Consider the following 14,209-nt stretch of genomic DNA (forward strand, 5'->3'; position numbering starts at 1 on the left):
GCGAACCTTTCAGGTTGACGTCAGGAAAGAGGAGAGTGCGGTTTCCCAACTGGGCGTATGGCCAATGTGTTCACTCAGAAAGTCCACCAGCGCCTTGATCTTGGGGGATGCGCGTTTTGAACGGCGATAGACGGCGGAAATGTCGCCGCCGTCGGGTGAATAGGCGGCCAACACAATGCGCAGTTCCCCCGCGCGTATCGCGTCGGCGGCGATAAATGCGGGCAGGATGGCGAGGCCCAAACCGGCTTTAGCCGCCGCCAACAGGTGAAAAGCGTTATCGGTGCGCAGCCGTTTACCGATACGAAACGACCGGATTTCGCCCTCGATGGGGAGCTGCAGCATGCCGGTCGGTTCGCGCTGAATATACAGCAACCCCTGGTGCTGTTGCAGGTGTTGCGGGTGCATCGGCGTGCCTTTCTGGGCAAGATAGGCTGGGCTGGCGCAAATCAAATGGCGGTTGGCGCAGATGCGCTGCGCGATCAGGTCGGAATCCGCCAAGGGGCCGATACGGATGGCGACATCGAAATTCTCCTGATTCAGATTGGCCAGGCGATCGCTGTACTCCACGTCCAGATTGAGGCTCGGGTACTGTGCCATAAAGGTGGATAACAGCGGTGCCAGATAGCGGATGCTGAACGCCATCGGCGCGGTTAACCGCAGCGGGCCCTGCAGTTGGCCGTGCAGTGTTCGCACCGACTCTTCGGCATCGCTCACTTCGCTTAATATGAGAACGGCGCGCTGATAGAACAGGTGGCCGGCGTCGGTCAGCCCAAGCGTTTTCCCGCGTTCGAACAGCACAGTCCCAAGGCGCGTCTCCAACTGCTGGATGCGTCTGCTGACCACCGACTTGGTGGTGCCCAAGCGGCGGGCGGCGGCGCTGATGTTGGCGGCCTCGACCACGGCGATATAGGTCGCCATCTCCTGAAACTGATTCATTCATCTCTCCTTCGGCATCCGCCGGGTCAAGTTACCACTCTCTGCACGGCAGGCAAAAAAAACCACCCGGATGGGTGGTTTTTTGCTTGTCAGAGCGAATCAGTCCAGTTTGGGGTGCTGGTCGATCAGGATCTGTTTTTTCTTTTCCAGTTCGGCGATCTGCGCGTTGATGTCCTCGACTTTCTGTTCGATGTTGTCGTAGGTTTCCTGCAGCAGCTCTTTTGCCTCGGAGCGGTCAGAGGCGGCCGGCGTCGCGCCGCGCAGCGGCTTGTTGGCGGTTTCTTTCATGTACAGACCGGTGATAAGACCGATCACTGCAACGACCATCAGGTAGTAGGCCGGCATGTACAGGTTGCCGGTCGCTTCCACCAGCCAGGCGGCAACGGTCGGCGTCGCACCGGCGATCAGTACCGAAATGTTGAACGAAATCGCCAGCGCGCTGTAACGGATGTGCGTCGGGAACATCGCCGGCAGGATGGAGGCCATCACCCCGGTGAAGGAGTTGAGCAGCACCGCCAGCACCAGCAGGCCGACGAAAATCAGGCCGATGACGTTGCTGTTGATCAGAATGAAGCACGGGATCGCCAACGCCAACAGGCCGATGCTGCCACCGATAATGAACGGCTTACGGCCGATGCGGTCACTGGTCAGGCCGATCACCGGCTGCACGAACAGCATGCCGATCATGATGGCGATGATGATCAGAACGCCGTGATCTTCCGAGTAGTGCAGGTTATGCGAGAGGTAGCTCGGCATGTAAGTCAGCAGCATGTAATAGGTCACGTTGGTGGAAATCACGATACCGACACACACCAGCAAACTTTTCCAGTGTTTGGCCGCGATCTCTTTGAACGAGGTCTTTGGCGGATTTTCGATGGCGTTGCGATCCTCTTTCTCCATCTTGTCCACGTGCTGCTGGAACGCCGGGGTTTCTTCCAGCGCATGGCGCAGGTAGAGGCCGATCAGGCCGAGCGGCGCGGCGATGAAGAACGGGATACGCCAGCCCCAGTCGAGGAAGTTGGCTTCGCCGACGATGCTGGAGATCAGCACCACTACGCCTGCGCCCATCACAAAGCCGGCGATGGAGCCGAAGTCCAGCCAGCTACCCATAAAGCCGCGTTTGCGGTCCGGCGAGTATTCGGCGACGAAGATCGCCGCACCGGAATATTCACCGCCGACGGAGAAGCCCTGCGCCAGTTTGGCCAGCAGCAGCAGGATCGGGGCCCAGATGCCGATCGATGCATAGGACGGGATCAGGCCGATACAGAAGGTGCTGACCGCCATAATGATAATGGTGACCGAGAGAACCTTCTGGCGACCGAACTTATCGCCCATGGCACCAAAGAACAGGCCGCCGAGTGGACGCACCAGGAAGGGCACGGAGAAGGTTGCCAGTGCGGCGATCATTTGCACGCCGGGAGAGGCGCCCGGGAAGAAGACCTGGCCAAGCGCATAGGCGACAAAGCCGTATACGCCGAAGTCGAACCACTCCATCGCGTTACCCAGGGCCGCCGCGGTGATCGCCTTCTTGAGTTTGCTGTCATCGATGATGGTGATGTCGTTAATGTGCATCGGTTTATGTCGTTTTTTTCTTAACTTCATATAATCATCCCTTAATGAATTATTCGTTGTTCGTGAAAGCGTAATCTCCGTTCACTGTTGTTTTCGAGTTATCAAATCGGCTAATCGAATCGCGGTTCAAGACGATTCATTATCCACATTTAAGTTGGGATGTGGATCACAAAATACCGTCGTTTATGCCGAGGTTATGTCATTTAGGTGACTAATTATTTTGCATCTATAGCTTAACGTTATATCTTGCGGCGATCAAATCCAGCAGTTTAACTTAAGTGTTTGCACCGATTTGGTGCGAGAATGGTCTAATAAATGTGCGATTTGACGATTTTTCGTCTAATTGGTCATGTTTTAAGTATAGAGAGTACGGGAGATAAAACAGGAAAAATTGATGTGTTTGCCGTCAAAAAAACGCCTGACCCACTGGCCAGGCAGTTTGGATTAAGGTACCGATGAACCGCCGAATTCGAGATAGATTTTCGCCAGATTCTGGTACTGCGCGAAGCGGTTTTCATCCACCGACAGTTCCGCCTGACGGCGTTGTTCCTGAGCATTCAGCCAGTCGGTAATGGTGACGGCGCCCTGTCGGTAACGCACCTCGTTCAGCCGTTCCGATTTACGCGCCAACGCTAATGAGGCGCGCAACTGCGTCTCCTGCGCCAGCAGCTGCGTGCGCAGTGACAGCGCGTTGTTCACATCGCCCATCGCTTTGTACAGCGCCTGCTTGAAGGCCAGAACTTGCTGTTCATAATCGTTGCGGGCGATCTTGATCTCCACGCCCATTTGCCGCCACTGCAGGAACGGCAGCGTCAGGCCGGCGCCGAGGCTGCCCGTCGGGTTGCGCAGGAATTCCAGCAGCGCGCCGCTGCTGGCGCCCAGTGAACCGGTCAGGCTGAACGCAGGATAGTATTGCAGACGTTTTTCATCGACGTTGGCCAGGGCGGCGCGCAACCGCAGCTCTTGAGCGCTGAGATCCGGGCGACGGCTCAGGACGCTAGCGGGAATGCCGGTGTTGATCTGCGGCATCGCCGTCGTCGGCAGGCGCACGGGCGCGATGGTGGCCTGGCCTGATGGCGCGCCCAGCAGCACCGCCTGCTCGTTCAGCGCCTGTTGACGATCGTGTTGTAACGCCAGCAGGCTGCGTTCCTGCGCCAGCAAGTTTTGTTCCGCGTTCACTACGTCCAGCGCCGAGATGCTGCCGGCCTGATAACGGGCGTTGGCCAGCCGCAGCGTCGTTTTGGCATAGGCGATGCTCGCCTGGCTGACGCTGATTTGTTGATTGAGAAAACCGATGCGCCAGTAGTTGGTGGCGGCGTCGGCCAACAGTTTCAGGCGCGCCGCCTGCAGATCCTGCACGGAAGCCTGGTTGCTCCACTCGGCGGCGTCGCGCTGGCGCGCCAGCTTGCCCCACAGATCGACTTCATAGCTGGTGGTGAGCGACGCGTTGCTGGTTTTATTCCACGCGGAGGACTCGGACAGCGGGCGATTGATACCGCTGCCTAATGAGGCGCTGATGCCGGGCGCGGTGCTGATGCCGACGCGTTCCGCCTCGAGCTGCGCGCGGTAAACGCGCAGTACGGCGGCGGCCAGATCGTTATTGCTCGCCATCACCTGTTGCAGCCAGCGATCGAGCTCAGGATCGTGGAAATCGCGCCAGTCGAACGGCGTGGGCGCGGCGTTGTGGGCGTCGTGCTGCCAGCTCGTCGGATAGTTGACCTGCGGCGCCCGGTAGTCGCTTTTCAGGGCGTTGCCGCAGCCGGCGGTGAGCAAGGCGACGAGGCTTAGCGCCAGGGGAGATAAAATTTTCATGGGTTACTCGCTGGCCAATGAAACGACCGGATCCATCCTTGCCGCTTTACGGGCGGGGAGATAACCGAAGATCATGCCGATTAAAGTTGAACAGAAAAACGCCGTCGCGGCAGCTTGCCAGGAATAGATGGCGGTGAACATACCGCCCGCCAGCGAGGTGAACAGCGACCCGGCGGCGAACGACAGCGCGATGCCCAATGCGCCGCCGATCAGACAGACCAGCACCGCCTCTATCATGAACTGTTGCATGATGTCGCTGCGCCGCGCGCCGACCGCCATGCGCACGCCGATTTCGTGGGTGCGTTCGGTCACCGAGACCAGCATGATGTTCATCACCCCCAGGCTGCCGATCACCAGCGCGATTGATGCCACCATCAGGATCAGCAGGCTAAAAGTCATTGACGTGCGTTCGATGGACTTTCGGATTTTATCGAAGTTGTACAAACGGAAATCTTTTACGCCGTGGCGCTGGGTCAACAGCTGTGTGATAGCGGTGACGGCCGATTCGCTGGCGACATTGTCCTTTAGGCGAACGGTGATGCCGCTGAGCGTCGGTTTGCCTACCATGCGATACATGACAGTGCTGTAGGGCATCCATACAGTGATGCGATTGGGCGCGTAATTGCGATTGCTTTTAGCCACACCGATCACCCGGGCCGGCACCGAGCCGAGAAACACGATCTGGCCGAGCGGCTCGACGCCGAAATCGCCGAACAGCGCCTGGCGCGCATTGTCGTCGATGATCACTTCCTGCAGCGCATTACGATCGTCGCGGAAAGTCACGCCTTGTAACAGCTCGACGCCGTTAACGCGGAAATAGTCGCGCCCGACGCCGGTGATCGAGGCAGTGGCGGACTTGCTGCGAAAACGGATGCTGTCGGAGGCGTCTACTTCCGGGCTGACGCTGTCGACGAAGCTTTGCTGTGCCAGCGCGTCGGCATCGGCCGGCACCAGGGTGCGGATGCTGTCGATGGCGTCGTCGAAGAAATCGCGGCCCGGATAGATGCTTACCACATTCGTGCCGAGATCTTTGAGGTTTTCCAGCGTGCGCTGTTTGGCGCCTTCGCCCAGCGCCACTACCGTGACCACGGCGGCGATGCCGAAGATGATGCCGGTCATGGTCAGCGCGGTGCGCAGACGATGAGCGTTCATCGCCTTCAACGCCATGTGCAGCGATTCGCGAGTGCGGTCGATCAGGCGTTGCCAGCCGCTTTGCCGGCTGCGGTTCGGCGGCGGCAACGATGGGCCGGACGCCGACTTGCGGCCACTGTCAGCGATGATCTTGCCATCTTGCAGTTCGATGACGCGCTGCGCATGTTGCGCCACTTTCATATCGTGGGTGACGATCACCACGGTGTGGCCGCGCTGATTCAGTTCGCTCAGGATCGCCAGCACTTCCTGGCCGGATTGGGTGTCCAGCGCGCCGGTCGGTTCGTCCGCCAGGATGATCTCACCGCCGTTGATCAGCGAACGGGCGATGCTGACGCGCTGCTGCTGGCCGCCGGAAAGCTGGCCGGGTTTGTGGTCTTCGCGCCCCTCAAGCCCCAACCGCGCCAGCAATTGCGCCGCCCGCTGCCGCCGCTGATCGCGCCGGGCGTTGGCGTAGATAGCCGGGATTTCGACATTGCCCAGCGCGCTGAGATCGGGCATCAGGTGGTAACGCTGGAAAATAAAGCCGATATGCTCGCGGCGCAGGCGGGCCAGTTCGTCCGGCGACAGGTGGGCGGCGTTCTGGCCGCTGATGTAGTAATCGCCGCGATCCGGCACGTCGAGGCAGCCCATGATGTTCATCAGCGTCGATTTGCCGGAACCGGAGGCGCCGATGATCGCCACCAGCTCGCCGGCGGCGATGGTCAGATCGATGTCTTTCAATACCGTCAGCGCCTGGCCGCCGTTGGTGTAGGTTCGGCTGATGCCTTTTAGTTCGATGATCGCGTTCACAGGAAGATGCCATCCTCAGCCGATTTGGCGGCGGGCTGCGACAGCACCACGGTTTCACCGGCTTTCAGGCCGCTGAGGATCTGAATGTCGACGTTGTTGGTGATGCCGGTGGTCACTTTGCGCGTTTCCAGCCGCTGGTCTTGGGTCAGCACCTGCACCTGCTGCTCTTGGCCATCGATTTTATGCACCGCCTGGATCGGCACCAGTAGGGTGTTCTTCGCGTCGCCGAGCAGCAAGGACACCTGCGCGGTCATGGCGATGCGCAGGCGGTTTTCCGGGTTGGGCACGTCCAGCAGCGCGTTGTAATAGACCGAGGCGTTCGAGGTGCCGGAGCCGGAAGCAGAGCTGGTCCCGGCGAGCGAGTCGTCTTTCATCACCGATTCCGGTGCCAGCTCGATGGTGCGTAGCGTGGCGTCGTACCGCTTATCCGGATCGGAGAAAATAGTGAAGTACGCCTTTTGTCCCGGCGAAATGCGGGTGATGTCGGCTTCGGAGATCTGCGCCTTGATGGTCATCATATCCAGCCGCGCCAGCTTGACGATGGTCGGTGCACTTTGGCTGGAGTTGACCGTTTGTCCCTGCTGCGTGACCACGGCGATAACAATGCCGTCCATCGGCGCAACCACGCGGGTATAGCCCAGATCGATTTTTTTCTTTTCGACTTCGATCTGCGATTGCACCAACTGCGCATTGAGCGCCTGCAGATCGGCGCGAGTGGTGGCGAGCGAGGCTTCGGCGGTCTCGAAGTCTTCCCGCGAACTGGCTTCGTCGTTCAGCATGCGGCGCTGGCGTTTAAAACGCGACTCCGCCTGTTTCAGCAAGGCCTGTTTGGCTAACATATTGGCTTTGACTACGTTCAGCGCTGCCTCGGCGTTGCGCAGATCGTTGCGCTGTTGCAGATCGTCGATGTCGGCGATCGGTTGCCCTTTAGTGACGCGATCGCCCAGCTTGACCTTCAGCGATTTGACTTCGCCGGAGACGCGGGCGCCGACGTTGACGCGTTCGATGGCATCCAGCCGCCCGGTGGCCAGCACGGCGTTTTCGATATCGCCCAGGCGGGCCGGCGCGGTAACGTAATCCTGCTGAGGCGGGCGTTGCCAAAAAATGGCCAGCGCGACGGCGACGGCGATGAAAACGATGGCGGCGATCAACGCCAGACGGCGGGAGGGGAGTTTCAGTGATGACATACCCAGGTTTTCCATAACGATAAAAGCGGCGGTTCTAGTCTGCCATCATGGCAGCGCCAGCTTGAACTGGCGCTAAACGTGAGGCGCTTTCCCGCTGGAAAGGGGATAGTAAAGGCTTTCCCGCTAAAGATCACGGCGAGTTATTATCCACCACGTGTGCAACCGGCTGCGTTGGGCGTTATACTGGGTAAAAAACCAGTATTCATTCATCAGCAGGATAACACCACCGCCATGATGCCAAACCGCCTCGAGCCAGAACTCGACATTTACCAATACCCGGAGCACCTGCGCGCCTGCCTGGCGCCGTTGCCCAAAGGGCCGGGTGTGTATGTGTTTCACGGTCAAAGCGAGAGCCTGCCGCTTTACATCGGTAAAAGCGTCAATATACGCAGCCGGGTGATGGCGCACTTCCGCGCGCAGGACGAGGCTAAAATGCTGCGCCAAACCCGGCGCATCAGCTTTATCGAGACCGCAGGCGAGTTGGGGGCATTGCTGCTGGAGGCGCAATTGATCAAACAGCAACAGCCGCTGTTCAACAAACGTCTGCGGCGTTCGAAACAGCTGTGCGCGCTGCGCTTGCAGGCAGATGCGGTGACGATTGCTCACGCCAAAGAGATCGACTTCGCCGTCACGCCCCACCTCTACGGGCTGTTTGCCAATCGCCACGCCGCGCTGGAAAAGCTGCGCGCCATCGCCGATGAGCATCGTTTATGTTACGGCAAGCTGGGGATCGACAAGCTGCCGGCAGGGCGAGCCTGTTTCCGCTACAGCCTGCGCAAGTGCGCGGGCGCCTGCTGTGGCGTGGAGTCGGCGCAGGAGCATGCGCTGCGGCTCGGCGCGGCGCTTGAGCAGTTGCGCATCGCCTGTTGGCCGTTCGCCGGGCGCGTGGCGCTGGAGGAGCAGGGCGAGACGCTGCGTCAGTACCATGTGATCCACAATTGGTTTTATCTGGGCTCGGTCGGCGATCTGGCGCAGGCGGAGCAGCTACAGAGCGCGGCCAGCCATTTCGACAGCGATGGCTACAAGATTTTGTGCAAGCCGCTCATCGCTGGCGATTACCCGATTATTGAGCTGCCGTAAGGCCATCATGCTGGTGATAACCTAAGATTTATCCGTAAAGTCAGGGCATTATGCTAAAAAAACTTGAATCCATAATGTTGTTATGGATAATGGCGCCCCGAAGCGAAGGAACGCGCTATTAACTCAGTTGGCAGAGTGATTGGTTTTATAATGGCTTGTTTTGGCTTGAAAATTGATAGACGCGGGTTCGAGTCCTGCATAGCGCGCCAGCTTTCTTTCTTCGTCTCATCGCGCTTACCGTAAAGCGCACCCGGGTTGATTTGCACTATCGGCTCCTCGTTGGGATTTTCGGGTGTGCTTTACCGTAACCGCTGGCTTTCCTTCCTCTTTCTCTTTCGATCCTTTGCTAAACTGTAATCAGGCAGGCTTGCTGCCCGGCAACAGGAGGTCGATATGTCTCACTCCGATCAACTGCAGGAACTCTTGCAACGCGTCGCCGCCCTCGAGGCGAGAGAGAAAGCGCTGACCGCCGCGTCCAACGCTTATCAGGCGATTATCACTACCATGTTAGGCAATATGGAGAAGACCGAACGTGATCGGATCATCGCGATGATCGATCAGGCCCATGAAATCGCCTACGCCCGCGCCATTCAACGCAGCAACGAACCGCAAAAGCAGAAAATCAAGCAGGCCGACGATGTGGCCCAGCGCATGTTCATGTTTGCGCAAGGCAAGGCCGCTCAGCCGCGCTGAAGCCGAACTATAACAGTTGCCGTCATTAAGTTGGCTAACTGATCTACCCGGCAAAACTGTACTTGTGTTACTTTTAGCAGCGAGATTTGATGGCAATGCTGTTTCCAGCATAAGGTTGTAACGATGGACGCGATTAAAAGCATCTTGGTTAAAGAGATTGAGCAGATCAATCGGCGCGAAGGGCGTGACGGCAAGCCGCGCTTCAACAGCGAATTCGCCCGTACTCACCGCTATTTGTGCCTTGCCATGTTCGCCGGTTACTTCGCGGTGATCGCCGTGATGTATCAGGTGCCGTACATGGGGGTGTATGCCTTCCTGGGCTTCACCGCCTTCGTGCTGTTCATGTTCGCCATGCTGCTGATCGAGATCCGGCCGGTGTACCGTTTCGAGGACATCGGGGTGCTGGATCTGCGGGTTTGCTACAATGGCGAATGGTACTTCACGCGCGCGCTGTCGCCTTATGCGGTGCAGCAATTGCTGGATGAGCCTTCCATCGGCGCCGCGCTGAAACAGAAGATGCGAGTCATCATCGGCAACAAGGGCGAAATCGACTTCTACGACGTGTACGATATGGCATACGGAAAAAAGCCGCAGGATGAGCCACCGCAGCTGGCGGCGGCAAACTGAAAGGTTTCCGGCCGGCGGCTTGTCGATTATACTCAGCGTTTGAACATGAAGCAGAATAAGGACCAAGCGATGAGTGATGATATTTTCGATTTTGATATCGATGCCGAACTGGCGAAAGCCGAAGAAAAAGCGGCGCAGAAGGTAAAAGAGGTCCCTGAAATCCTCGAAGACGAAGCGGACTGCGAAGGTTGCAAGATTTGATCGCCTGACCCATAAAAAAAACCGCCGCGGCGGTTTTTTTTATGTCTGAGCGTCGCGTGGCATCAATCCAGCACGAATCCCCAGATCAGGAACGCCGCCACCAGAATCAGGCAAAGCGCGGACACCGTCACCAGTATTTTCCCCAGAATGTCTTTTTCTTGTTCCTGCTGCGTCACGTTAAAATTATCCAATTAAAAGTCTATGGACCAAACCGGCGATGCTGAGATCGGCTGCCGCTACACCCAGCGCCATGAGCATCATCACCGAAAGAAATCGAGTCTTGCCGTTCACACCCTTAATCCCTGTGGGCGCCGCTGTTAAGTTTTTATATCAAAGGGATATAATTCAGCGGCGCCGAATCGCATACATCGTGATAGTGATTAAGAACGTTCTTAAGGCCAGAAGTTCCCTCATCTGATAGCGCCGCTGTGCGGCAGCGTCAGTCGGTCACGATCCTGACGCCTATCTTGCTGACTTGATTGCCGTCCATTTCTGCAATGGTCCAGGTCAGGCCGTCCCACTCCACCTGGTCGCCGATCACCGGTTCGCCGCCGATCAGCTGAATGACGAACTGCCCCAGCGTCTGCTGCTCGTCCACGTCGTCTTGCAGGTTGAGGCCATAAACCTGTGAGATGTCGCTCAAACGGGCGTCGGATTGCAGGATAAAGTCGCCGAAGAAGCGCTCGTCGAGCGTCACTGCCGGTGCCTGGCTAAAGAGCTTGCCGAGGATCGGCAGGTCGTGCTCATGGCCGATGACGCACAAAATATCGTTCTCGCGCAGCCGGGTACTGCCGCTAGGGTGCAACAGCTCTTTGCCGCGGAACAGGGCGGCGATGCGGGTATTAGGCGGCATTTTCAGTTCACGCAGCGCAGCACCGACGCACCAGTTTTCCGCCGAAAGCTGATAAACGAATTGTTCCCACTGGTTTTCCGGGTGTACGTCCAGCCCAACGCGGGAGATCGGCGTCAGCGCCGGCGGCACGATCACCTTGGCCTTTTTGGCGGCGAATGACAGCGTGGTGCCTTGCAGTAGCAGGGAAACCAGCACCACGAAGAACGCCACGTTAAAGAACAGTTGGGCGTTGGGCAGCCCGGCCATCATCGGGAACACCGCCAGGATCACCGGCACCGCGCCGCGCAGGCCAACCCAGGAAATAAAGCCGCGTTCGCGCAGGGTAAAGCTGCGGAACGGCAGCAAACCGATAAACACCGACAGCGGGCGCGCGAACAGGATCATCCACAGCGACAGCAGCAGGGCAGGGATGGCGATCGGCAGCAGCTCATGCGGGTTGAGCAGCAGACCGAGCACCAGGAACATGCCGATCTGGCTGAGCCAGGCCAGGCCATCGAAGGTTTGCACGATGCCGTGACGGTTGCGGATTGGACGGTTGCCCAGCAGCAGACCGCACAGGTACACCGCCAGAATGCCGCTGCCGTCCAGCGCGGTAGTCAGCGCGAAAATAAGAATGCCGCCGCTCACCGCCAGCAGCGGGTAGAGACCGTCCGCCAGCTTGATGTGGTTGATCAGCGTCAGCAGCAGCCAGCCGCCGCCGAGACCGAAGACGATGCCCATGCCGAACTGCTGCATCAGATGCAGCGGGAAGGTCCAGCTTAGCGCGGTTTCCCCGGCGGCGATCATCGCAATCAGCGTGATGGTGAGAAATACCGCCATCGGATCGTTGCTGCCGGATTCGATCTCCAGCGTAGCGCTGACGCGTTCGTTCAACCCTTTGCCGCCCAGCAACGAGAAGACTGCGGCGGCGTCGGTGGAACCGATGATGGCACCGATCAGCAAGCCCTGCAGCAGATCGAGGTTGAACAGCCAGGCGGCGGCCATGCCGGTTAGGCCGGCGGTGATCACCACGCCGACGGTGGCGAGAGACAGTGCTGGCCACAGTGCCACGCGGAACGAACTGACCCGGGTGCGCATGCCGCCGTCGAGCAGGATCACCGCCAACGCGAGGTTACTGACCAGATAAGCGACCGGGTAATTGCTGAAGACGATGCCGCCGGGGCCGTCGACGCCGGCCAGCATGCCGATCGCCAGGAAGATCACCAGGATCGGAATGCCGAGTCGGGAAGAAAATGAGCTGAGCAGAATGCTTGCCCCCACCAGCACGGCACCGATGACGAACAAGCTGTTAATGGTGCTGGCATCCAAAATTTCGCTCTCCTGAGGCTGGGGATAGGGGGCACTGCGCGTGTGCCGATGATAACGTGTTTAGTGGGTAAAACGCCAAGGCTGATTGTGAAAACAATCGATCAATTATTGCCCTTTGGTACGATTAAACTAAGAAAGTGAGGAGAAGAGGGGAAATTCTGCCTTTTAGCCAACATTATCAGGCTGCTGTATTTTTGCTGTGGCAACAATGATCGAGCTGCTCGGAGGAAAAACCATTAAGCCCGTGCAGGCAGGCTTAATGGTTTGCAGGCGCGGTAGGGTTAGTGGTCGAGCGATTCCAGCGCCCGTTTGATCAGCTCGGTGGCCAGCTTGCTTTCCGCTTCAGAAATGCCGTCGAGATTAAAGTTGGAGAGCTCAGCAACCAAAACGCTGCGTTCTTTGCCGCTGATTGAGGCGTCCAGCGCGGACAGCAGCCTGCCGAGGATCTTCAGCAGGGTAGCGTTTTCCGCTACGGCTTCCTGAGCCGGGGTGTTCTTATCGGTCATTCAAAATCCTCTCTGTCGTGACGGAAGGGAGATGCAGCTAACGCCATCGAATGAATTAAACGATCGCGCAGCCCTTCGGGGGTGTCGAGCCCAATCACTACCGTAAGGCAGGGATATGGATTTTTACTTATGCATTGCAGTTATAACGACTAGGTAATCTATGCTGCCGTATCACTGTGCCCTAACGGGCGACGCCAGGCTGAGCAATGTGTGCTCTGTATGCAAACGACCAGTATAGGCTTTCTGCGCGGCGTTAATATGACAGAAAACCCCTGCGAACGGTCAGGTTTACAGGGGACAAGGTTATTGCGGCTTGCCGGAGAACAGGAAACGCAGCACCGGAATGCGCTTGTGCAGCTCATATAACGCGAAGGCCAGCGAGAACACAAACAGCAGGCCCAGCAAAAATCCCAACAGGTTATTGCCGATATACGGCGTCACGAAAGCGCCATATATCAGGGTCAACGGGTGGTGCACCAGATATATAAACAGCGAGGCGTTGACCAGATAGGTGATGCGCGGCGAGTGATAATTCAGCAGGTTATGCCCGAAAGAGAACACCACATTGGTCATCAGGATCCCCATTAGGGTTTTGATCACCACTTCCAGCTCGAACATATAGCTGCTGTGCGCCAACAGTTTCTGGTTCAGCATATATGCGATAAACAGCAGCAGCGAGCCGAGCAGCGCCAGCGGCGAACGACGCAGAAAAATCTCTTTAAGCCACACATACTTAAACGCATAGGCGCCGAGGATGAAGAACGGCAGGTAGAACATCGTCTCCATCACCACGAAATTGAACAGGCCATTGGATAATAGCTGCGGCGCGAAAATTAAAATAATACGGTGCGCGACCGAATAGCATACCGCATAAATAAAGAAACACAGTGAGACATTTCCTAATCCACGCATTCTGTTTATTAACGGTGGAATAGGATCGCGGGTTTGACGCTTGATTTTGCGGAACAGATAAAAGCAGGCGAAGGTCAACAATGACAGGGTCAATAAGAACCACAGATGAGACACCAATTCCCAAACTGTTACATTTATTTTCTGATAGAGAGAAAACTCGTCCCAGCCGTTTAATTTATCGGTGAAATATTTCAGCATGAAAAATTGCGGCACCGTAATTAGCGGGATGGAGCTCAACAGCGGGATCGCCACCCGCTCCAGCCTGACCTTCAACCACTGATGGCGCTCGTAGCGCTCGTAGAGCATGTAGGAGAAGTAGCCGGAGATCACGAAGAACACCTGCATGCGGAAAGCGTGGATGAAGTCGTTCAGCACCGTGAGCGAGAAGGAGGGCGACGCGCTGTTCACCGCCCAGGCGTGGCTGGAATAAATCAGGGAGAGGTGAAACGGAATGCCGAGCAACATCAAATAGGCTCGGATCGAATCGAGGAAAAACTCGCGCTGTTTGCTGCCTTTAGTCATAGATTACCGCTGGTGATTTAATCGAGAGTTCATTAACACGCTTAATAAGTCGTCAAACG

13 protein-coding genes and 1 tRNA gene are annotated in these 14,209 nt (G+C 57.5%); 5 read left to right on the forward strand and 9 right to left on the reverse strand.

Annotated elements, in window-relative coordinates; genetic code table 11:
- Positions 1 to 9 precede the first annotated feature (9 nt).
- The 5 genes from FOT55_RS08330 to etsA all read right to left on the reverse strand — a co-directional run bounded on the left by FOT55_RS08330 (position 10) and on the right by etsA (position 7,448).
- Positions 10 to 936: a LysR family transcriptional regulator gene (locus FOT55_RS08330; RefSeq protein WP_025302374.1), complete on the reverse strand. Its 927-nt coding sequence runs from the start codon at positions 934 to 936 to the stop codon at positions 10 to 12.
- Between the two features lie 99 nt (positions 937 to 1,035).
- Complete coding sequence (gene proP / locus FOT55_RS08335) at positions 1,036 to 2,538, reverse strand: glycine betaine/L-proline transporter ProP (RefSeq protein ID WP_025302375.1); 1,503 nt, start codon at positions 2,536 to 2,538, stop codon at positions 1,036 to 1,038.
- Between the two features lie 414 nt (positions 2,539 to 2,952).
- Positions 2,953 to 4,320, reverse strand: coding sequence for a macrolide efflux RND transporter outer membrane subunit EtsC (etsC, locus tag FOT55_RS08340; RefSeq protein WP_049208434.1), 1,368 nt, complete (start codon positions 4,318 to 4,320; stop codon positions 2,953 to 2,955).
- 3 nt (positions 4,321 to 4,323) lie between these two features.
- Complete coding sequence (locus FOT55_RS08345; protein WP_033642649.1) at positions 4,324 to 6,261, reverse strand: MacB family efflux pump subunit; 1,938 nt, start codon at positions 6,259 to 6,261, stop codon at positions 4,324 to 4,326.
- The gene (gene etsA, locus FOT55_RS08350; RefSeq protein ID WP_455677417.1) at positions 6,258 to 7,448 is read right to left on the reverse strand and encodes a macrolide efflux RND transporter periplasmic adaptor subunit EtsA; all 1,191 of its coding nucleotides are present in this window, start codon (positions 7,446 to 7,448) and stop codon (positions 6,258 to 6,260) included. Before etsA ends, FOT55_RS08345 begins: the two co-directional genes overlap by 4 nt.
- Positions 7,449 to 7,679: 231 nt before the next feature.
- Between etsA and cho the strand changes: the two genes are divergently transcribed.
- The 5 genes from cho to FOT55_RS25675 all read left to right on the forward strand — a co-directional run bounded on the left by cho (position 7,680) and on the right by FOT55_RS25675 (position 10,049).
- Positions 7,680 to 8,528, forward strand: a complete 849-nt coding sequence (gene cho / locus FOT55_RS08355) for an excinuclease Cho (protein WP_049205152.1) — start codon at positions 7,680 to 7,682, stop codon at positions 8,526 to 8,528.
- A gap of 112 nt (positions 8,529 to 8,640) precedes the next feature.
- Positions 8,641 to 8,737 (forward strand) — tRNA-OTHER (locus FOT55_RS08360).
- 184 nt (positions 8,738 to 8,921) lie between these two features.
- Positions 8,922 to 9,221, forward strand: coding sequence for a sigma-S stabilization anti-adapter protein IraP (locus FOT55_RS08365; protein WP_025302380.1), 300 nt, complete (start codon positions 8,922 to 8,924; stop codon positions 9,219 to 9,221).
- A 123-nt stretch (positions 9,222 to 9,344) separates the two neighbouring features.
- Positions 9,345 to 9,848 carry a YlaC family protein gene (locus FOT55_RS08370; RefSeq protein ID WP_043141770.1) on the forward strand — a complete coding sequence of 168 codons (504 nt, stop codon included), beginning with the start codon at positions 9,345 to 9,347 and terminating at the stop codon, positions 9,846 to 9,848.
- Between the two features lie 69 nt (positions 9,849 to 9,917).
- Positions 9,918 to 10,049, forward strand: coding sequence for a hypothetical protein (locus FOT55_RS25675; protein ID WP_256376330.1), 132 nt, complete (start codon positions 9,918 to 9,920; stop codon positions 10,047 to 10,049).
- A 62-nt stretch (positions 10,050 to 10,111) separates the two neighbouring features.
- Here FOT55_RS25675 and FOT55_RS25680 read toward each other — a convergent pair whose 3' ends face one another.
- The 4 genes from FOT55_RS25680 to mdoC all read right to left on the reverse strand — a co-directional run bounded on the left by FOT55_RS25680 (position 10,112) and on the right by mdoC (position 14,150).
- Positions 10,112 to 10,240, reverse strand: coding sequence for a hypothetical protein (locus tag FOT55_RS25680; RefSeq protein WP_016928228.1), 129 nt, complete (start codon positions 10,238 to 10,240; stop codon positions 10,112 to 10,114).
- A gap of 248 nt (positions 10,241 to 10,488) precedes the next feature.
- On the reverse strand, positions 10,489 to 12,210 hold the full coding sequence (locus FOT55_RS08375) for a potassium/proton antiporter (protein WP_015377414.1): 1,722 nt from the start codon (positions 12,208 to 12,210) through the stop codon (positions 10,489 to 10,491).
- 281 nt (positions 12,211 to 12,491) lie between these two features.
- Complete coding sequence (locus FOT55_RS08380; protein ID WP_033633376.1) at positions 12,492 to 12,716, reverse strand: hypothetical protein; 225 nt, start codon at positions 12,714 to 12,716, stop codon at positions 12,492 to 12,494.
- 303 nt (positions 12,717 to 13,019) lie between these two features.
- Positions 13,020 to 14,150, reverse strand: a complete 1,131-nt coding sequence (gene mdoC / locus FOT55_RS08385; protein ID WP_147823356.1) for a glucans biosynthesis protein MdoC — start codon at positions 14,148 to 14,150, stop codon at positions 13,020 to 13,022.
- Positions 14,151 to 14,209 lie beyond the last annotated feature (59 nt).

It is taken from the genome of Serratia bockelmannii, assembly GCF_008011855.1.
GTDB lineage: Bacteria > Pseudomonadota > Gammaproteobacteria > Enterobacterales > Enterobacteriaceae > Serratia > Serratia bockelmannii.